The organism is Treponema medium, assembly GCF_017161265.1.
Taxonomy (GTDB): domain Bacteria; phylum Spirochaetota; class Spirochaetia; order Treponematales; family Treponemataceae; genus Treponema; species Treponema medium.
Genome location: NZ_CP031393.1, coordinates 2,376,678 through 2,396,281, shown reverse-complemented (window position 1 = coordinate 2,396,281; position 19,604 = coordinate 2,376,678). Strand labels below are relative to the sequence as shown.

15 protein-coding genes are annotated in these 19,604 nt (G+C 47.4%); 5 read left to right on the top strand and 10 right to left on the bottom strand.

What is annotated here, in order from left to right:
- Positions 1-758: 758 nt before the first annotated feature.
- The 5 genes from DWB79_RS10445 to DWB79_RS10425 all read right to left on the bottom strand — a co-directional run bounded on the left by DWB79_RS10445 (position 759) and on the right by DWB79_RS10425 (position 5,836).
- Positions 759-1,538, bottom strand: a complete 780-nt coding sequence (locus DWB79_RS10445; protein ID WP_016524010.1) for an outer membrane lipoprotein-sorting protein — start codon at positions 1,536-1,538, stop codon at positions 759-761.
- A gap of 72 nt (positions 1,539-1,610) precedes the next feature.
- On the bottom strand, positions 1,611-2,945 hold the full coding sequence (locus DWB79_RS10440; RefSeq protein WP_016524009.1) for an ABC transporter permease: 1,335 nt from the start codon (positions 2,943-2,945) through the stop codon (positions 1,611-1,613).
- A gap of 20 nt (positions 2,946-2,965) precedes the next feature.
- Positions 2,966-4,498: an ABC transporter permease gene (locus DWB79_RS10435; protein ID WP_016524008.1), complete on the bottom strand. Its 1,533-nt coding sequence runs from the start codon at positions 4,496-4,498 to the stop codon at positions 2,966-2,968.
- Between the two features lie 40 nt (positions 4,499-4,538).
- Positions 4,539-5,291: an ABC transporter ATP-binding protein gene (locus tag DWB79_RS10430; protein ID WP_016524007.1), complete on the bottom strand. Its 753-nt coding sequence runs from the start codon at positions 5,289-5,291 to the stop codon at positions 4,539-4,541.
- Between the two features lie 50 nt (positions 5,292-5,341).
- Positions 5,342-5,836 (bottom strand): hypothetical protein, encoded by a 495-nt coding sequence (locus DWB79_RS10425; protein WP_016524006.1) that lies wholly within the window; start codon positions 5,834-5,836, stop codon positions 5,342-5,344.
- A gap of 439 nt (positions 5,837-6,275) precedes the next feature.
- Here DWB79_RS10425 and DWB79_RS10420 point away from each other — a divergent pair, with 439 nt between their 5' ends.
- The 5 genes from DWB79_RS10420 (at position 6,276) to DWB79_RS10400 (ending at position 14,839) form a co-directional block, all read left to right on the top strand.
- Positions 6,276-7,337, top strand: a complete 1,062-nt coding sequence (locus DWB79_RS10420; protein ID WP_016524005.1) for a flagellar motor switch protein FliG — start codon at positions 6,276-6,278, stop codon at positions 7,335-7,337.
- Entirely contained in the window at positions 7,325-10,411 is a 3,087-nt protein-coding gene (locus tag DWB79_RS10415) for an insulinase family protein (RefSeq protein WP_016524004.1), read from the top strand. The genes DWB79_RS10420 and DWB79_RS10415 overlap by 13 nt, the downstream gene beginning before the upstream one ends.
- A 225-nt stretch (positions 10,412-10,636) precedes the next feature.
- Complete coding sequence (locus DWB79_RS10410; RefSeq protein ID WP_016524003.1) at positions 10,637-12,451, top strand: DNA topoisomerase IV subunit B; 1,815 nt, start codon at positions 10,637-10,639, stop codon at positions 12,449-12,451.
- 116 nt (positions 12,452-12,567) lie between these two features.
- Positions 12,568-13,803 (top strand): M20 family metallo-hydrolase, encoded by a 1,236-nt coding sequence (locus tag DWB79_RS10405; protein ID WP_016524002.1) that lies wholly within the window; start codon positions 12,568-12,570, stop codon positions 13,801-13,803.
- 13 nt (positions 13,804-13,816) lie between these two features.
- The gene (locus DWB79_RS10400) at positions 13,817-14,839 is read left to right on the top strand and encodes a KamA family radical SAM protein (protein ID WP_040859688.1); all 1,023 of its coding nucleotides are present in this window, start codon (positions 13,817-13,819) and stop codon (positions 14,837-14,839) included.
- Positions 14,840-14,996: 157 nt separating this feature from the next.
- Here DWB79_RS10400 and DWB79_RS10395 read toward each other — a convergent pair whose 3' ends face one another.
- From DWB79_RS10395 to DWB79_RS10375, 5 genes are all read right to left on the bottom strand, one after another.
- Positions 14,997-15,209: a hypothetical protein gene (locus DWB79_RS10395; protein ID WP_016524000.1), complete on the bottom strand. Its 213-nt coding sequence runs from the start codon at positions 15,207-15,209 to the stop codon at positions 14,997-14,999.
- Positions 15,210-15,540: 331 nt separating this feature from the next.
- Positions 15,541-15,822, bottom strand: coding sequence for a GyrI-like domain-containing protein (locus DWB79_RS10390; protein WP_016523999.1), 282 nt, complete (start codon positions 15,820-15,822; stop codon positions 15,541-15,543).
- 85 nt (positions 15,823-15,907) lie between these two features.
- Entirely contained in the window at positions 15,908-16,810 is a 903-nt protein-coding gene (locus tag DWB79_RS10385; RefSeq protein ID WP_016523998.1) for a TPM domain-containing protein, read from the bottom strand.
- Positions 16,804-17,952 (bottom strand): TFIIB-type zinc ribbon-containing protein, encoded by a 1,149-nt coding sequence (locus tag DWB79_RS10380; protein ID WP_016523997.1) that lies wholly within the window; start codon positions 17,950-17,952, stop codon positions 16,804-16,806. Before DWB79_RS10380 ends, DWB79_RS10385 begins: the two co-directional genes overlap by 7 nt.
- Positions 17,953-18,233: 281 nt before the next feature.
- Positions 18,234-19,460: an SPFH domain-containing protein gene (locus tag DWB79_RS10375; protein WP_016523996.1), complete on the bottom strand. Its 1,227-nt coding sequence runs from the start codon at positions 19,458-19,460 to the stop codon at positions 18,234-18,236.
- Positions 19,461-19,604: the final 144 nt, after the last annotated feature.

Below are 19,604 nucleotides of genomic sequence, written 5' to 3'. Positions count from 1 at the left end.
GGAACCACCGCCGTCCGTGGCGTTGTTGACCAGTGTACGTCCGTGTACACTGGTCAACGATAAGTTTTTCTAACGAAAAACTTACTACTGAGTAGAATCTACTGCCCTCCTTGGCAGTTTTGATACGTTGAGGATTAATTTGTGCGCAGTAATGAAGTAGATGTACCCCTCCAGCGCGTTTGGAAATAGCCTGTTGAGAAGCGTACATCCGTGTACGCTTCTCAACGACGAGATTTGTGCATAACACAAATCTCGCTACTGCTTATCACCACGGACATCCTCACCCAAGAATGTACGTCCTGTACATTCTTGGGATGCAAGTTTGCAAGCAAACTTGTTACTGCATGGAACCACCGCCATCCGTGGCGGTACTGATACGTCGAGGATTTTCAGTAGCGGCACGGATGCTGCTGGTTATATCAGTAGCGATGTTTCGCGGTGACGCGAAACTCGCTGCCAAAAGCGTACAAGGATGTACGCTTTTGGCAATGCGACAACGCAGATGTGCCCCTCCAGCGCGTTTGCAAATAGACGGCACAGATGCTAGGAGCGCACAAAAAACACCCGCAGGCGTACTTGTTGTACGTCGAGGACTGTTTTTTGTGAAGCGACAACGCAGATGTACCTCTCCAGCGCTTTTGCAAATAGACGGCACAGATACGAGGCACGAGCACAAATTAACCGCAGGCGTATCTTTGATACGTTGAGGATTAATTTGTGCGCAGTAACGAAGTAGATGTACCGTTTATTTGCAAAAGTTAATTGATCTTTTCAAGATAGGCCTTCGTAAACACCACATCCGGAATTGCAGAGGTGTCAAAATCGGAGAGTATCTGCGTGGTTTTTTCGCCCTTGTTGATTTCGTTAATATAGATGGATTGAGCAGCCCAGTTATAATTACCGATTTTGACATATTTCGGGATCAGCGTCGTGCGCATGAGGCGTCCGCTTGAGCCGTAGCTTTCGATTTTTAAGATAAGAGGATCGGTTTTGCGCACGTAGTATTTTTCTTGTGCATACCGCGCATCGGAGAGCAACGCTTTCAGCATTACTGTGTAGACCTCAAATTTACCGAGCTTTGCTTCTCCTATATCCATAATTTCATACGTCCGTCTAAACTCCGACCGCTTCTTTACATCCGAAACGCTTGCGTCGGAATCTCCAATTGCACGCTTAAGCGACGAGTGTGTAAATTGATGTGAGGTAGGATCATACACCCAGAGATTATTCTTTTCCTGCATGTAGCCTGTTCCCTTATCCGCTTCAGGCGCAAGCTGTACAAGCGTCGTTTGATCTTTTGTATCGCGCCGGAACAGTTTAAACTGATGAGCGGATTTTGGCTCATTCGGTTTTTCGATAATGAGCGAAAGCGTACAGGTTATGTCTTTATCAAAGTTACCCGCTGAGTACTGCTTTTCCAAAATACCGTACATCTCTTCCGTGCTTGGTATTTGCGCTGAAAGCGAGAGCGGCAGTACACATAAGACCGCAGCAAAAAACACTGCGGCATGTTTTTTTATCATCATTTTGTAGTTCATCATATTCTCCTCTTAATAAATTCGAGATGCGTTTTTCTGTTTAAATCATAGGGAACCTTCATTATATTCTGATTACTTGCTCGACCGCAGCGCTTCTGCAGGGATCATGTTGGCAGCACGGATTGCAGGGCCAAGTGCTGCAAGAATTGCCAGACACGCGGTCAGTAAGAATTTCAGACAGATAACAGTCGGCGACAATATCCACAAGAAATGCCCGTTTGTGGTGAGCATACTGAATACTGAGTCAATCGATATGGGGATAAAGCTGATAATCTGCATAACAAGCAGCGCAAGCACAAATCCCGATGCGGCTCCGATAACCGAAAGAAAGCCTGCCTCTGCAAGAAATAAGAGGCTTACCTTACCTCTGCTGATGCCGCAGGAGCGCATCGTACCGATTTCGCCCTTCCGCTCATGCACAACCATCCTGAACGTATTGGAGATACCGATCATCGTAACAAGCAGCAATACCAGCAGCACCCCGAGACTGATCCACTGTATCGTCTGCGAGAGCGTTACCATCTGCGGCGCAAAATCATAGAAGGTCATAACGGCATATTTTGTACCGTCCCACTTTCCCTCATTCAACTGCCGCAGCAGTTCCTGCCCGGGAGAGGTTGGATTGAACTGTGCCGCCAGTTTACGGCTGGTAACGGGACCGTATTCGGCAAGCCGGTTTTCAAAAATAGACGCAACGGCATCCTGCTGGTTTTCATCTTTTAAGAAAATCCCCATCTGGACAGCATACCCCGCGGGTACCTCGGCAATTTTATTGAGATAATCGAAGTTCGCATAAAACTGCATTTGATCAAATTGACTTTGATCTTGATAAATGCCCGCTATTTGAAATTCCGCAACCGTTGCTTGCCCATTTAATGTAGTCGTTTCATAGAGAATTATATCGTTTAAGGCAGCATTCAACGCATCGGCGGTTTTTTCAGGGATAAAAAGGGCGTTTTCTATTTTTACATTTTCCCATCCGCCTTCTTTAAATGCGAAACTATTGCGCAAGGCTTCTTCCTCATCGAATTTACAACCTGCAATTTGAGCAGTGAGCTGCTTTCCGGCAAAAATAAGCGTTCCGTAACGCTGTACACGCACCGTTGTATACAGCGCATCAATTTTTTCTTCTTTTATAATCTGTTTGATTAAATCGACGCTTTCGGGAGGCAGATACTCATTTGCTTTATCATCCTCTGTTTTATCGGGTGCCTTTTCAGCCCCGACTACATAGACATGCCCGCCGATAGCCTTTGCAACCTGATACTCCAAGCTTTTACGGGCGCCTGCCGACAGTCCGTCGATCAGTGTTACAATCAAAAACGCAAATACAATTGCGATTACTAGCAGCGCACTGCGCCGTTTTTGTCTATTTAAATTCCGAAATGCAATCTTTAATATATTCATAATCTTTCCTTAACAATGCTTTACTTGTTGAGAGCTTCCAACGGGCTGATCTTGAGTGCCATACGCACCGGATACCAGTTTGCGATAAGACCGGCTGCAAGCATTGCGTTGAGCGTGCTCACTATTGTAGTAAAGGATACGGCTGTTTGCAGCTTATAGCCGCCGAACAGCGTTGCAACGGTATCATTTGAAAAACGGATTCCTAAGGCGTTAAAGATAAGACCGGCGATAACCGCCAAGACAATACCGCAGGCTGCCCCGATAAACGACAGCAAAAACGATTCCGTATAAAAAAGTCGCCTGACAAATGACTTCTTTGCACCGATTGCCCGCATCATACCGATTTCTGCTGTTCGCTCCATAATGGAAACAACGAGTGTATTCATAATGACGACAAGTACGACAACCGCCAATAATACCAACACCACTATCATTAATACTTGGGTTATCTTAATCGCGGCCGCAAATTGCGACATCGCTTTATCCCACGGGAGTGCCTGTGCTAAAAGTCCCTCTTCTTCAAACCATTTATTCAAATCCGCAATCGTCTGCGCTGTTTTGCGGGAATCCTTCAGCTTTACCGCCGTAAAGTGCCACGCATCGGTATCCGCCATATTGAGCTGATTGCGCAGCTCGGTACTGCCTAAAATACCTTCCACGTCGGCAGCGGTTTGTCTTTTTTCGGTAACCCGTTCCGCCTGTTCGGTGATTCCAACGGTATCCTCCGAAAACAGTTCGTCTTCCGATTTTTCCGACAAACTTAAATCGATATTTTTCGGAATTTCCGTAACGGTACGCGCACCCATCGTTACGCCGGCAAGCATACGTGCACTGTTGATGTCCGCATAGAGGATGGACTGTACCGCAGTGTCAGGATGCGCGAACGTAAAAAAGCCACTTACCCGTACTTTTCGCAGCTTTGCTTTTTCACCGAAGCTCATCACCACCACTTCGTCGCCGACATGTAGTTCCCGTTCATAGTATTTTTCGTACTTTTCTTTTATTTTCTCAGGCAGCATAATAAACTCCGCGCTGTCTGAATCGGGGAATTCGCCTTCATACAGCTTAATCGTCTCAAATGTTTTTTTATACGAAGAAGGTTCGATACCGAGCGTAACCGCATACGGCATATACGAAAAGTTCTCACCCTTAGGTTCCCACGTGTCAGAAAGATCGGCAGGTTTAAGCATACCGTAACCGGTAACAATCCCCCGCGTATACACAGCTGTTTCCGGCATATCATGTAATTTTGCCTCTATTTTTTCGAGCTTCGATAAATATGGCATTGACGGTAAGCTGCCGGTATTCACCTTTTTAAAGGCTCCGGCAAGTGTAACGTACACGTCTTTATCCGCCGGCTTACCGGTGATAAAAATATCTCCGCAGAAATCGCTTTCGCATACGTTCTTTGTCTGCTGCTCCGCGAAGTTCAGTACACCGAGTCCCAGCACCACCAAAAAGCTGCCGAGTCCGATCAAAATCATAATAATCAGCGTCTTTGTCTTATGCGAAAAAAGATTTTTTAACGCCAACTTAAAAATCGTTTTATTCATTGCATCCTCTTCAATTTAATTCATAATTAAAAATTCGTAATTATGCATTAACCTTCGTGTCCTCGACAACGTTTCCGTCTAAGATTTTGATACGGTGGTCGGTCATATTGACGATTTTTGCATCATGGGTGGAGAAGATAAAGGTCGTGTTAAATTCACGGCTCATGTCTTTCATCAGACTGAGGATTTGATCGCCGGTTTTTGAATCGAGGTTTGCAGTCGGTTCGTCCGCAAGCACCAATGCAGGTTTTGTAACCAAGGCACGGGCAATAGCAACACGCTGCCGCTGACCACCTGAAAGTTCGTTCGATTTATGGTGCGTCCATTCGCTTAATCCGACTTTTTCGATGAGGTGTTCAATCCATTCCTTGCTCTTTTCTTTGCTTTCCTTGGCCTTACCGAACAAGAGCGGAAACTCGATGTTTTCGTATACGTCCAAAACAGGAATCAAGTTAAAGGACTGAAAGATAAATCCCAGATATTCATGGCGCAGCTGAGTGATCCGCTTATCGAGCTTCGGCGGAATTTTTAATCCCTTGTTTTTCCGTTTGGAAAGAGAGGCAAAGTCTTTTTCTTCATAAATTGTTTCTCCGTTTATAATAAGCTCACCGGAGGTCGGGGTGTCGATCAGTCCAATCATATTCAGCGTAGTGGATTTCCCCGAGCCTGATGGTCCCGAAATGGAAACAAACTCTCCGCTGTCGATAGAAAAGTTAATTCCTTTTACCGCTTCTACCAAAACCTTCCCTAAGGGATAGGTTTTGCGCAAATTCTTAACTTGTACAATGGTCATATATAATCTCCTAAATAAATAGACAATGTTGTGAGTGATATTATGATGAGCTATTTACTATTGTTTTCCGTTTCAATAGGTATCGGTTTGAGTAATTCAGATACTTCTGCCCGGTATTTTTGCACGAGTTTCAAGTCGTCCGGATGTATGTTAAAAGGAATATCAGAATCTCCGTATTCGATGCTTAATGCGGTATATACAATTACCATAATTTGCAATAGTCCTGTTTTTCCATCAAGGCCGTACTTCCGAAAAAGCGCTTGCAATTTTTTCGGTGCCGGATTCTTTTTAAGAAAAGCTGCCGCTTGATGAGTATCTTCTTCAAGCGCATCCCTGAAGGCTTCGAACCATTGAGCCTCCGTAGAATTCTCATCATATTGAAAGGTATTGAGCTCTTCAAGCAGCTTATTATGATTTTTGATAAATCCTTTCACAGCTTTTTCAGTTAAAATCGGTTTTACCTGAGGCGTTTGCGCCTGTGCATACAATCCGGTCATAGTGAAAATAACGAGCAGCAGCCCTGCTGCGATACTGGTTTTTGTCATATTATCTCCTACGTGGTTAACTATAGTAGGGAACCTCTAAAAACTGATTCGCAGTCCGCAAGGCGGACAAGTTAATGAATTTCCTTACAGAACAAGCCGATAGGCTTGCAGTTTTTAGAGGTTTTCCTTAGACTTAATTTGCGATGTTTCAGTTTAAATCATTACAATATAAAGACTTAAACTGAAACTCGTCGGGCATCTCTAAAAAGCTAACCGAGTTTTTAGAGATGCCCAGTAAACATAAGAAGGTTGAATACCGTTACGAAAAATATGGTGTATTCCGTTTTTTTATGTGCGGCATCTTATGGAATCACTGTCTTACGGTCGCCATATTTTTCGAGATATTTAGGATAATAAGTTCGTAATATGAGGTCAAGTATAACGTCAGCGAAATGCGATGTTGATACTCGACTGGTTTTCCATTATATTGGGAGATAGTATGAGTGATCTGGAAAGTGAGATACAGCGGCGCGGATTAATAAAGGTATCGCGTGAGGGTGATCAAAAAGAAAGCCCTTACCGCCGCGTTGCAAAGTTTTTATATTTAATCGGAGAGGCGCAAGCGGCAAAGGTTCTGCAAAAGCTCACCCGCGAGCAAATCGAAAAAGTAGTAGCGGAAATGCTGACCATCCGCTATGTCGACAAGGACGAAGCCGCCTATATTTTAAGCGAATTTACGGCGCTTTATAACGAAGCGAAGAATTCCGTCGGCGGCGTAGAAACCGCTCAAGGAATTCTGACGGCGGCTTTCGGCGGGGAAAAAGCGCAGGAGATTATCGAGCGGGCAATACCGCCGGCTGCCGAGCGGCCGTTCGATTTTTTGGACGGTATCGACGGAGAAAAACTCAAGCGGCTCTTAGCGGACGAAATGCCTGCAACACAGGCGCTCGTGCTTTCTCAACTGGAACCGAAAATAGCGGCCGCCTATATTACCGGTTTAAACGATGCGGAAAAAAAAGACATCGTGCTCCGCCTCGCGCGGCTTAAAACCATTAGTCCTGAAATTTTGCAGACGGTAAGCACTTCGATGCGCGAAAAGTTTACCCGCATACGGACAGGCTCAGCTACCGAAGCGATTGACGGACGCGCGGTACTTGCCGCTATTTTACGGCGCAGCGATTCGGAAACGGAACAGTTTATTTTACAGAACATCGCAGAAGCCAATCCCGAACTTGAACAAAATATCCGCGAACGGCTTTTTACTTTTGAAGATGTGCTCATTGCGGACGACCGCTTTTTACAGAAAAAATTATCCGGTATGGAAAGCTCGGTTATTGCCGCGTTAATTTCTTATAAACCGGAAGTCTTTGTCAAAAAAATCCTCGATAACATTTCTAAAAACAGACAGCAGTTCATCCTTGACGATCAGGCGTCGAACCCCGTTTCCGTGCGGGAATGCCGCGAAGTTACCAATCGTTTTTTACAGGAATTGCGGAAAAGCTGGGAAGACGGCGAGCTGCTCTTATTCGGAAAGGACGGAGATGACGTATGGATAACCTAATCCACGGGTTTAAAATTATTTCAAAAACAGCGCTTGACGAAATGCAGGCGGAGGGTATTCTTGCGCAGCATTGCGAAACCGGACTTGAGGTTTATCACATTCATAACGATGACAGTGAAAATTTATTTGCGTTTGCTTTTATGACCCCGCCTGAAAACAGTTCGGGCGTTGCGCATATTCTGGAACATTCGGTACTCTGCGGTTCAAAAAATTATCCGCTGAAAGATCCTTTTTTAATCCTTTCGAAGCAGAGCGTTAAAACGTTTTTGAATGCGATGACATTCCCCGATAAGACCGTGTACCCTGCGTCGAGCATCCTTGAAAAAGATTATTTTAACTTGATGTCGGTGTACGGCGATGCGGTGTTTTTTCCGCTGCTCAAACGGGAAACCTTTGAACAGGAAGGTCATCGGCTTGAACGAGATGAAAAAGGGAACCCGTATTTTTCCGGCGTGGTGTTAAATGAGATGCGCGGCGCGTATGCGGATTTCGATTCCGGCGTAGACCGTGAGCTGCGGCATTCTCTCTTGCAGGGGACGGTGTATGCGCACGATTCAGGCGGCTTTCCGCCCGATATCGTCAAGCTCAGCTATGAGGACTTTTGCGCTTTCCATAAAAAATACTATCATCCGGTAAACTGCAAGGTCTTTTTGTACGGTAACATCGAAACCGAAAAACAGCTTGCCTTTTTGCAGGAACGCTTCTTGCGGTTTTTTGAACCGGCGGAAAAGCCGCCGCTCATTCCGGCTATTACGCCCTATCCCACACCCCGCGTGTTTTCGGCAACGGCGCCCGCAGGCGAAGGAAAAAATCCCGACAAGCTCACGGTAACGATGAATTGGCTGCTGCCCGAAAGCGCCGACATCGACCGGTTGATGGACTGTATGTTTTTGGAAGAGCTGTTGCTGGGACATGACGGAGCGCCCTTGCAAAAGAAACTACTCGACTGCCCCTTCGCCGAGGATGTTTATCCGTACAACGGCGGACAGGCAGACCTGAAAAACATCTGCTTTACGCTCGGCCTTGCGGATATTGATAAAAGTGCGGAAGGGCAGTTTGAAGCCTTCATCCTTTCCGGCCTTGAAGAAATTGCCCGGAACGGTTTTGAACCTCAGCTGATTGAAACCGCGCTCAATTCTCTCGATTTTTATAACAGAGAAATTACCCGTTCCGGCGGCCCTTTTTCGCTGGTTTTGATGCGGCGGGCGCTCCGCGGCTGGATACACGGCTTTGCGCCGGAGACTTCGCTCCGTTCCATACCTGCTTTTCAGCGGCTGAAACAACGGCTTTCCCAAAACCCGCATTACGCTCAAGACCTCATCCGTACGCTGCTGCTTGATAATCCCCATCGGACAACCGTTTCCGTACGGCCGGATATTCACTTTTGCGAGAACATCGATGCAAGACTTGCTCAAGAAGCGCACCAAGCAGTGCAAAGCCTCGGCAGCGTAGAACACCATTCGGGTTCCGCTGAAAAAACAGCCGTACACGTTAGCGGGCAAAAAGCGGATGCGGATACGGGGCTTAATACCAATGCGGCAGCCGATGCGGATACGGGTATTAATCCTGAGGCGGATGCTCAAGCGCAACATCTTATTCCGCATATTTCAAAAGAGGAGCTGCCGCCGGTTGAACCGCCGATACCCGAACGTCTCGAATATTTCGGCAAAGTTCCCGTTATCATCCATGAACAGCCGACAAACGGTATCACCTATATGGACATCGCAGTTCCCGTCGATTCGCTTTCAGCGGAGGACTATACATACCTGACGCTCTATACGTCTGCGCTTTCCTCGATGGGAACAAAAACGCAGAGCTGGGATGCCGTTGCGGCGGAATTCGCTTACCTGACGGGAGGATTTTCCGCGGTTACCTTTTCCGCAGGCAGGCACCGGACATCCGAAGCCGCGGTGTTTTTTGATAATGAGCTTCGCACGGAAGATGTGGCGGATCGGGACTGGATTTTTATCCGCTCCAAAATGCTGCCCGAATATATCGAACCCGCGGTAAACCGAATTTTTTCGTATCTTAACGATATTTCTTTTGCCGACGAAAAGCGGTTGAAGGATGTTTTTATTCAGCTGAAAAACGATCTTGATCCGCTGCCGTCATATTCGGGGCATACGTTGACTGCGCTGTACGCAGCTTCTGCCTATTCCGGTTCAAAACGGGCGGAAAATCTCTGGATGGGGATTCCTCAACTGCGTTTTCTGCGCGGGCAGTATGCGGCGCTGGAGCAAAAACCGGCGGCAATCGGTGAACTCGCCCGTAAACTTGAAGAAATACACCGGAAACTGATGCGCTCCGGCCTTATCGTGAAGGTGTGCGGAACTGCCGCCGATGTAAGCGTTATCAAAAAAGCGCTCACTTCCCATTTACCGCAGTTTGATTTTCCGCACCGCAGTACCGACGGCTTTAGAACCGAAGCCTTTGAAAAACCGGCGGCGCTTTCGGCCTTTCCCAGCGCCGTGCAGGTAGGATTTGCGGCGCAGCTTCTGCCGGTTACATTCGATGAAACAGAATACGGCGCTGCTATCGTCTATGCCCAGTGGCTTGAGACGGGGGCATTGTGGGAGGCAATCCGCGTAAAAGGCGGTGCGTACGGCGTTTCGGCATATCCCGATTCCGCAACGGCGCTGTTTACGATGACTACCTACCGCGACCCTGCGCCGCTCAAATCCTTGCGCAGTATACGGGATTGTATCGAAAAAAGCATCGCGGCTCCGCTTACCGACTCAGAACTGGAGGCCTTGATTACCGGCACGTACAGCACAGCGCTCCAGCCGAGAACCCCGGCGCAGAGAAGCGCGGCGACGTTCTCGCGCCTCTTAAACGGGATAACCCATCAGGCGCGGATGCAAACAATCGAAGGTATTATTTCCTGTACACGGGAACGCATGAATCGGCTTGCCGAACGGCTCGCCGCAAGCGTATCGGGAAGCGCCGCGCTTCCGGCAACGACGGTTGGAGGTATATCCGGCGGTACCGCTGCGGTAATTTGCTCCGATGCTGCGCTCCGGCAAACGGCAGACAGCGCAGGGCTTCCGCTGCTCAGCATTATGCCCTCAATTTAAGGATAAAATGTATATGGGGATGTTCCAAAAGTTGGTTACTTTCGGAACATCCCCGACGAGTTTAAAATTAAGTCTTTATACAGCAACGACTTAATTTTAAACATCGCATCTAAATCTAAGGAAGCTGTCCAAAAACTGAAGTTTTTAGACAGCCCCGACTAAAAACTTTTTCGGATTTTCACCATCTTATCCTACAAAAGTTTTATGGGAGGAATTTAAAACAACATGGCTGCAAAGAATACGTATGATGAATCGAAAATAAAGACGCTTAGCTCATTGGAGCATATCAGGCTCCGCACCGGTATGTATATCGGCCGGCTCGGAAACGGCTCGAACCCTGATGACGGTATTTACATCCTGTTAAAAGAAGTGCTCGATAACTCCATCGATGAATTTATTATGGGGAACGGAGACCGCATCGACGCGCTGCTGAAGGACAACAAAGTTACCGTGCGGGATTATGGACGCGGCATTCCGCTCGGGAAGGTCGTGGAATGCGTGTCGGTCATCAACACCGGTGCGAAGTATAATGATGAAGTCTTTCAGTTTTCGGTGGGCTTGAACGGTGTCGGCACCAAGGCGGTGAACGCACTCTCCGAATATTTCCGGGTAGTTTCCGTCCGCGAAGGGAAATACGCCGAAGCGGTGTTTGAGCGGGGGGTGTTAAAGCACGAAAAACAAGGAGATGCCAAAAAAGGTATTAAGAACGGCACGCTCGTGGAGTTTATTCCCGACAGGGAAATATTCGGCGACTATACATTCAATCTCGACTTTATCGAAAAACGGATGTGGAACTACGCCTATCTGAACGCCGGCCTTACGCTCACCTTTAACGGCGCTTCATACATATCGGAAAACGGCTTACTCGATCTGCTCAATGCGGAAATCGGCGAAGAGACGCTCTACTCGATTGCTCATTTTAAGGAAGCAAAGCTCGAATTTGCCTTTACCCATACCAACAACTACGGCGAGACCTATTTTTCGTTTGTCAACGGACAGTATACCTCGGATGGCGGCACGCATCTTTCCGCCTTTAAAGAAGGCTTGCTGAAAGGTATTAACGAATACTACCGCAAAAACTACAAGAGCGAGGATGTCCGCGAAGGCACCTGCGCGGCGGTGGCGGTTAAGGTGCAAGCGCCCGTGTTCGAAAGCCAAACGAAAAATAAGCTCGGTAATACCGAGGTGAGGCCGTGGATTGTCAACGGTACCAAGGCCGCTGTCGTGGAATGGCTGCAAAAAAATGCCGAAGCCGCGCGGAAGCTGGAAGAAAAAATCCTTGCAAACGAGCGACTGCGGACAGAGCTGAACAGTGTTAAAAAAGAAGCGAAGGCTGCCGCAAAAAAAATTGCAATGAAAATCCCGAAACTGAAAGACTGCAAGTTTCACCTTGGGGATAAGCAGTACGGCAATGAGTCGATGATTTTTATCACTGAGGGAGACTCGGCTTCGGGTTCAATGGTTTCGAGCCGTGACGTCCTTACGCAAGCGCTTTTTTCGCTGCGCGGTAAGCCCGAAAATATGCACGGCAAAAAACGCGCCGCCATCTACAAAAATGCGGAGCTTTATAATATGATGATGGCGCTCGGTATCGAAAACAGCCTTGAAAGTCTCCGCTATAATAAGATTATCATCGCAACCGATGCCGATAACGATGGCTTTCATATCAGAAACCTTTTGCTCACCTTTTTCCTTACCTACTTTGAAGAGCTGGTGCTGAGCGGGCGGATTTTTATTTTGGAAACGCCGCTTTTCCGGGTGCGCACCAAAAAAGAGACTTGCTATTGTTATTCGGAAAAAGAGCGGGATGTCGAAATGAAACGGCTCGGTGCAACGGCGGAAGTTACCCGTTTTAAGGGATTGGGAGAAATAAGCCCGAGCGAATTCGGTCAGTTTATCGGAAAAGATATCCGCCTTTTACCGGTCAGCATTCAGACTGTGAAAAAGATCCCGGGCGTTCTTGAGTTTTATATGGGAAAAAATACCCCCGAACGCAAAGCCTTTATTATGAAAAATCTCCTTGCGGAAATCGATGCGTAGAACGATCAATCTTCTTGTTTGCAGAATAGCTATCAATATGGTATAGTAGAAGCCTCTTTTGAGAGTGCTTTGCTCTTTTGAAAAGAGTTTAATTTCATTACGTATGTGGAGGTTGTATGTCAAATTTTTTATCGGTTAAAGATTTTATTGCTCAACAAAAAGATAAGATGATTGAGCTTGAACGGCTTTTGTGCTCCATTCCTGCTATGGCTCCGGAGTCGGACGGCGACGGGGAATTGAAAAAATGTGAAGCGCTGGAAGCGTATTTAAAAAAGCTCGGCTTTACTCAATTTGAACGGTTCGATGCACCCGATACGCGGGTCTCCTCCGGTATCAGACCGAACCTTGTGGTTACCATTCCGGGCAAAGACGATTCAAAACGGGTTTGGATTATGGCGCATACCGATGTGGTACCTCCCGGAGAGCTCGCAAAATGGGAAAGCGATCCGTGGGTTCTGAAGCAGGACGGTGATAAAATTATCGGGCGCGGTGTAGAGGATAACCAGCAAGGACTGACCGGAGCGGTATTCGCCGCCTATGCATTTCTTGCATTAAAGATTCAGCCTGCTCACACCGTAAAATTGTTGTTTGTTGCTGATGAAGAAGTGGGTTCGAGATACGGCGTTATTTATCTTTTAAATAATCATCAGCTGTTTAAGCCGCAGGATATTATCGTTGTCCCTGATGGGGGAGATCCTTCGGGCGAGACGATTGAGGTTGCGGAAAAGAACCTGTTGTGGTTAAAGGTTGTGGTGCATGGAGTGCAAACGCACGCCTCTCGCCCCGATTTAGGAAAGAATGCGCACATTGCGGCAGCAGATTTAGCGCTCCGGTTGAATGCTTTGGAAAAAGTTTTTTCAAAGCAGGATAATTTATTCGAGCCGCCGTATTCGACCTTGCAGCCGACAAAAAAAGAAGCGAATATCCCGAACATCAACACCATTCCGGGCGATGATGTCTTTTATATGGATTGCCGTATACTCCCGTGTTACACTGTTGCGGAAGTGATGGAAAAGATAAAAGTCGAGGCAAGTGCGATAGAAGCCAAATACGGCGTACAGGTTGAGCTCATTATCGATGATTCGGCGGAATCGCCTGCAACGCCTGTCGATGCCGAGGTCGTTACGATGCTGTCAAAGGCTATCGAAAAAGTACACGGCAAAAAAACGCAAACCATCGGTATCGGCGGAGGAACCGTTGCGGCTCCGCTCCGTCAGGCAGGTTTTAACGCCGTCGTATGGAGTACACTCGACGATATGGCGCATCAGCCGAATGAATACTGCATTATGAAAAACTTAATCGACGATGCACAGGTACTGGCAGCATTGATGTACGGAGTCGATGCGCTGTAAGTGTGACGGAGGTATGAACGCGGAACAATCCGATAACTGGCGGAATGAGAATTCCGCCGATAGGGTTATCCGCTTGCCGGAACATATTTCGCCGGCGTTTAAAGCCTTGATTACCTCCGCAGCACCTGCCGCCGCTGCTGCGCTGCGTCGGCAGGTTCTTTCCTCCGACGACGAAATTGTTGTGTCGGAGGAAGAGCGGGGCGACCCGCTCGGCGAGGCGCGCTATTGCGTTACCCCGTATCTGGTACACCAATATCCGAACCGCGTGCTGCTATTGAGCACCGGCCGCTGTATCTCGTATTGCCGGTACTGTTTCCGGCGGGAATTTACCGCCCGCTCAAGCGGCTTTATTTCCGATGAGCAAATCGGAGCGGTAACATCATATCTTAAAACACATCCCGAAGTACAGGAAATTCTGGTTTCTGGCGGAGACCCGATGAGCGGTAGTTTTGAGCAAATAAAGCATCTGTTGGAATGCCTCCGTTTCGTCCGTCCCGATTTGCTGCTCCGCCTTTGCACCCGTGCGCCGGTCTTTGCACCGGAGCTTTTTACCGAAGACCTTATGGCGCTTCTCCGTTCCGTCCGTCCGCTCTGGGTGATTGCACATATAAACCATCCGGCGGAACTCGGCACGGCGCAGCGGAAAGCCTTAACCCGCTGTATCGATTCGGGGATTTCCGTGCAAACCCAGACCGTATTGCTGCGCGGCGTTAATGATAATCCCGCCGTTCTTGCGGAGCTTTTCCACGCGCTGGTATGTATGGGGATAAAACCCGGGTATTTGTTTCAAACGGATTTGGCGCGGGGGACGGCGCATTTTCGCGTACCGCTTGAAAATGCCGCGCTTATATGGAAAACAGTACGTAAACGCCTTTCCGGTTTATCGTTACCGCAATTTGCAGTCGATTTACCGAACGGCGGAGGAAAATTCCCGCTTTCCGCACTGCTGCTCTATGAGGATATTGTCTCCCCGTTAAAAGATGGCCGTTTTTCGGCACGTGGTATAGACGGAAAGACCTATACCTATCCGAGCTAAGGTGTATTGCCTAATGGTGGTCGAGGAGAGCCGGTATGTCTGTATTTTAACTGTTTTGTATCGCAACATACGGCAAGCTGTGTACTTGCGACACGGGATAATTGCATAACCACAATATATTGAAGCAAAAATGAACCTATAAAACATAGGTGAAATTCTATAGGAGAGTGATGATGAATCTAAACATCAGTGAAATAAATGGCAAATTTTTTAAGTAGGCGGTAACCGTACTGGTACTTGTTGCAGCATTAGGGGTGAGCAGTTGTGAACAAGCTAATGGAAACAATACTAAAAAACCGAATACATCGGTTGTCGTGCGGTTTGATGATAGTACTATCGAGGTGTATAAAGCGGGGGTAGTCAAATTCATCCAGGGGATATCCTGCCTGAATGAACCCGGATCGGCTTTGAGCTGTTAAAACCGCCTGCTGGACAGCAAGTAGATAAATGGGAGATAAACTCAAAGAGACTGCTGGATGACGGGTATACGATAGTAGCTACTGATGCAGTTGAGGATGCCGGTAAAAAAACTATTGTAATAACGTATACATTAAAACCGCTTTAGACCGGTAAATGGTAGATCGCTTATATCTTTTCAGTGTTTGTCGGCATAAAACTTTATAGCAAGCTTTTGAGCAGCTCTATTTTGAGCTGCTCAAAATGCCGTCTTTAGTGAGTGCTGTTTTTCCGGCAGTTCACTCCTACGCCTTTACAATAGGCACCCACAGCTCCATCGTATAATTGGGGCTGCACATATCCCCTTCCGAATATGCTTCAAAGTCGGGGGTACCGGCATGGCAGTAGCCTTGTTCGGGGAAGAAGGTTTCCATGACGTACTTCCACCCTTGGTGGATGCAGTCAGGGACGGCGCCTTTCAGCTGGACTACCGCGTATTCGGCTTCGGGAATGTGCATAACTGACAAACCGAGTTCGGCTGCTCTTTGTTCGTTTCGGCAATCATACACCGTCCCGATAGTTGCCATACAAAAAAAGAGGGGAAAGGGTAGGGCATCTCTAAAAAACTAACCTTGAGTTTTTTAAGATGCCCGAAAGGCACCCGCTTAAAACTTAAAACGATCTTCCGCCGCCGCCGTGAGAGCGTCCGCTTGACGACGTATGTGTGGAGCTTCCGGAGCTGCCGCTTGAATTGTTTTTAGGCCGTACCGTGCTTATCGTATTGGTACTGATGAGCGGATCGTTTACGGAATCAAAATGTACTTTTGTTTGCTCCGTCCGATTGTAGTACGGTTTTGCGCCGGCGATTTTATAGCGTTTTAATAAAACCAAGAAACTGATTAAAAACACGAAAACACCGGTTCCGAGGGCAAATAAGAGACTGCTTTTCAGTTTTGCAGCAGCTGCTTGTTCCGGCGATTGGATTATGGTGTTCAGCTTATCGATATATGCATTGATACCGGCGGCATAATTTCCGTCCGCTGCTCCTCCGTCGATGAGCGCATCGAGCAGATCATCGATACGGGAATCGGTAACGGTATTGATCGTACGCTTACCTGAGGTTGAAATATGCGCTTTTCTTCCGCTGCCGTCGCCGTATCCTGTTACGATTAACAGCAAGATTCCATCGCGGTCTTCTCCGTAGCCGTAGCCGCCGTAATCAAAGAAATCATCTGCATAAGCTTCCGCCGTCAAATCACCGGTGTCGGGAACCAGTACCACTGACGCATCCGTTTTGAGGCTTTCGGAAAATTCCGTAAAGCGTGCCGCTATTTCCTGTTGTTCGCTAAGAGTCAGAATGCCCGCCATATCGACGACCGGTCGTCCGGCAAATTGTTCTATCGGAATAAAAAGTTCGTCTGCATCCCATTCGGTTTCGCTCCAATCAGCCTCGTCCGAAGTGCTCGTCTCTGCATAAAGAAGTATAAGGGGGAGAAAACAGCAAAAAAGAGCCGTAATGAGCCGTTTTTTGTAGGCATATTTTTTTGAACATACCGGCGTTATCATTGTTACCATATAAACATCCCTCCTAAGAACATGAGCGCACCGAATACTATGCCGAGAAGCCCCGATGTCAGTGCTGCTTTTGCCTTATCCAGCGGCAGTTCGCCGCAGGTTGTACCGGTTTGTCCGTTTACAGCAAAAACGTACGGCTTACCGTGATAGACGTAGGTAAGAATCCACGAGGGGAGTAACACATACCGTTGCTCACGGACGGAATACGCTGTTGAATCTTTTTCCGATTCAAAATGAGTACACGACGTTGACTCTTTGATAAGTGCCGCTGTGGTCTGTTTTGCTTGTGTCATTAATGCAGGTGTTATCGCTTCTTTATCTTCGGTGTATTGTTCGGCAAAGAATCCTGCCAAATACCCTGTGGAAAAATTCTTCATCTCCGATTCATCGTAGGGAGTAATGGTATTGAGTAACGATTCATCGATTTTTGAAAATGCGAGCTTTTGCAGGTTGTTTACGGCGATATCACCGGTGCGGTCGATTTTGTATTTATCGGTTTTTACAAAGTCACGATTTCCGCTTGACCAGCGGGTAACGTTCACACCGACCGCATGGTAGTCCACCTTTGCATCGATGTCCGCTTGCCAATACGGAAGGTAAATGCCGGTAATTTTTTCCTGCTGCATTTCGCTTGTAAAACCTTTTGGCGTAAATTTTTTCTTTCCCGCCCATTCCAGAAATTTCTGCACGGCAGTTTTTTTATCGACCTTAAACGGGATAATGCGGTCGGGTTTAAAATCACCCTTGAGCCGGTCGGTTATAACGACCGGACTATGGCAGTAGTAGCAAAAAGCTGCTGTCGAGGTATCTCCCGCAACCACTTCTGCGCCGCAGTTGGCGCATTGGTATGCCTTAACCGCCTGTCCGCTTTTTCCGCTGCTGTTGCCGGAAGCGGTATCTTTATCAGGAGTTCCTCCGCTGTCATTTCCCGTACCGGATTCTGGTGCGGCATTATGACCGGCAGAAGCATCACTGGCGCTTTCGTCTGCTGCACCAGTTTTAGCTTGCAGTTTTTCAAGATAGGCAGTCAGTTCTTCTTCCGTATGCTCGGTAAAACAGTATCCGCATTTAAATTTGCCCAATCGTGGATTAAACTCCACCGGTGCCCCGCATGCAGGGCATTTGTAGTTTATTACACTCATCTCATTCCTCTGTCAGGGTAACCACATCAGATTTTTATAAATTAATACGCCCACAGAATAGCTAGGCTGTTCAACCCACCTTTCGCCACTTTGTGGCTGCAAGAGGGGTATTCACAGCCTAGCTATTCTGTGGCATTTGGTCTATCCATCTGATGTGTTTACCCTTCTTCTGAAACATAAAGCGAAATTTTGTACAAAATTTCGCGGGACAAGAAGGCAACCGCTTTGGAGATTTTGTGGCGGTTGCATCGATTTCTCTTAGCTACAGCTTCGCAGTTCTGTTAGAGTTTTGAACCGCACTCGGAACAAAACTTTGTTCCCGGCTTGACTTCTGCACCGCATGAAGGGCAATTATTTCCTGCCGGTTTCGGCGTGCCGCATTCCGCGCAGAATTTACCGGTATTCTTGTGTCCGCATTCGGTACAGAACCATTCGCCTGCCGCTTTTCCTTGAGCGGCTTGTCCCGCCGCGGCGGTTTGCTGACCAGCCTGTTGTTGAGCTGCTTGCTGCATTTGCATCTGCTGCATATTGGTTTGGCTTGCCTGTCCCATAAAGTTTCCGCCTGCGTTCATGCCCATTCCCATGCCCATGAATGCCATACCGGCGCCTGCCTGATTGGAACCTGCTGCTTCCATACCCCGCGCAATAGCCCCCTGCACATACCCTTCACGGATAGAAGGATCGCCGAGCATTGCGCCTTTGTTTCTCATATTGATGAGTTCTTTGGAGCTGTCGTCATACGTGATGCTTGCGATACCGACTGCCAGCACCTCCATACCGCGCAGGTCTTTCCACGAATCATCGAGAATTTGCGACATGTGCTTACTGAGGATCGTTCCCTTTGACGGAATAAACGAAATCCGCTCACCTTCCATCGACATCTGGCTGATTGCTGCCTGCAATGCCTCTAAAAATTCGGTTAAATACTGCTCATTGATTTCATCGATATGTACGTGTGTTGCATTTCGGGGGCAGGCTTCTTTAAAGAATTTGATGGGATCGGTTATTTTGATAGAGTAGTTTCCGAATGCCCGCAAAAAAAGCTCCGCATTATAGAAATTATCAAAATACTGAAGCGGATTGGGCGTACCGAACTTAATGCCCTTGATTTCCTGCAAATTGATGTAGAAAACTTCCTGCTTCATCGGTGTTGTTCCGCCGAATTTAAAACGGCTGAACGTTTCTTTTAAGGCATCGCCGAAGCTGCCGCTGAAAAGAGATGGCGCGGAACTGTTATCAACTTTAAAATATCCCGGCTCTGCCGTGTAGTCGATAATTTTTCCGCCGTCTACCAGCATCATAAACTGATTTTGATTAACGTGGATAATCGATCCGTTAGAAATCACATCGCTTGAACCTTTGGTATTCCTGTTACGCTTATCCGTGCGCACCGGTACACCCTTTGCGAGTACAATGCCCTCGCCCATATCATCAGCTTCAACAACTTCAAGCCACTGATCCGCTAAACCTCCGCCTACCGCGCTGAGCGCTGCTGTTATCAATCCCATTGCATTACTCCTCTCTGTTTCTAAGATCTCTATACTAATATTTTATAAGATCTATATTAGTATAGAAATGAAGAACCAGTAAAGAGGGGGAGATAAGTAGAACATGGAACTCAGTTTTTAAAAAGGCCACTCAAAAAATAAGCA

Coding starts and splice junctions, on each gene's coding strand:
- DWB79_RS10445 (WP_016524010.1), bottom strand. CDS start 1,538: ATGAACTACAAAATGATGATAAAAAAACATGCCGCAGTGTTTTTTGCT.
- DWB79_RS10440 (WP_016524009.1), bottom strand. CDS start 2,945: ATGAATATATTAAAGATTGCATTTCGGAATTTAAATAGACAAAAACGG.
- DWB79_RS10435 (WP_016524008.1), bottom strand. CDS start 4,498: ATGAATAAAACGATTTTTAAGTTGGCGTTAAAAAATCTTTTTTCGCAT.
- DWB79_RS10430 (WP_016524007.1), bottom strand. CDS start 5,291: ATGACCATTGTACAAGTTAAGAATTTGCGCAAAACCTATCCCTTAGGG.
- DWB79_RS10425 (WP_016524006.1), bottom strand. CDS start 5,836: ATGACAAAAACCAGTATCGCAGCAGGGCTGCTGCTCGTTATTTTCACT.
- DWB79_RS10420 (WP_016524005.1), top strand. CDS start 6,276: ATGAGTGATCTGGAAAGTGAGATACAGCGGCGCGGATTAATAAAGGTA.
- DWB79_RS10415 (WP_016524004.1), top strand. CDS start 7,325: ATGGATAACCTAATCCACGGGTTTAAAATTATTTCAAAAACAGCGCTT.
- DWB79_RS10410 (WP_016524003.1), top strand. CDS start 10,637: ATGGCTGCAAAGAATACGTATGATGAATCGAAAATAAAGACGCTTAGC.
- DWB79_RS10405 (WP_016524002.1), top strand. CDS start 12,568: ATGTCAAATTTTTTATCGGTTAAAGATTTTATTGCTCAACAAAAAGAT.
- DWB79_RS10400 (WP_040859688.1), top strand. CDS start 13,817: ATGAACGCGGAACAATCCGATAACTGGCGGAATGAGAATTCCGCCGAT.
- DWB79_RS10395 (WP_016524000.1), bottom strand. CDS start 15,209: ATGAATTTGACTACCCCCGCTTTATACACCTCGATAGTACTATCATCA.
- DWB79_RS10390 (WP_016523999.1), bottom strand. CDS start 15,822: ATGGCAACTATCGGGACGGTGTATGATTGCCGAAACGAACAAAGAGCA.
- DWB79_RS10385 (WP_016523998.1), bottom strand. CDS start 16,810: ATGGTAACAATGATAACGCCGGTATGTTCAAAAAAATATGCCTACAAA.
- DWB79_RS10380 (WP_016523997.1), bottom strand. CDS start 17,952: ATGAGTGTAATAAACTACAAATGCCCTGCATGCGGGGCACCGGTGGAG.
- DWB79_RS10375 (WP_016523996.1), bottom strand. CDS start 19,460: ATGGGATTGATAACAGCAGCGCTCAGCGCGGTAGGCGGAGGTTTAGCG.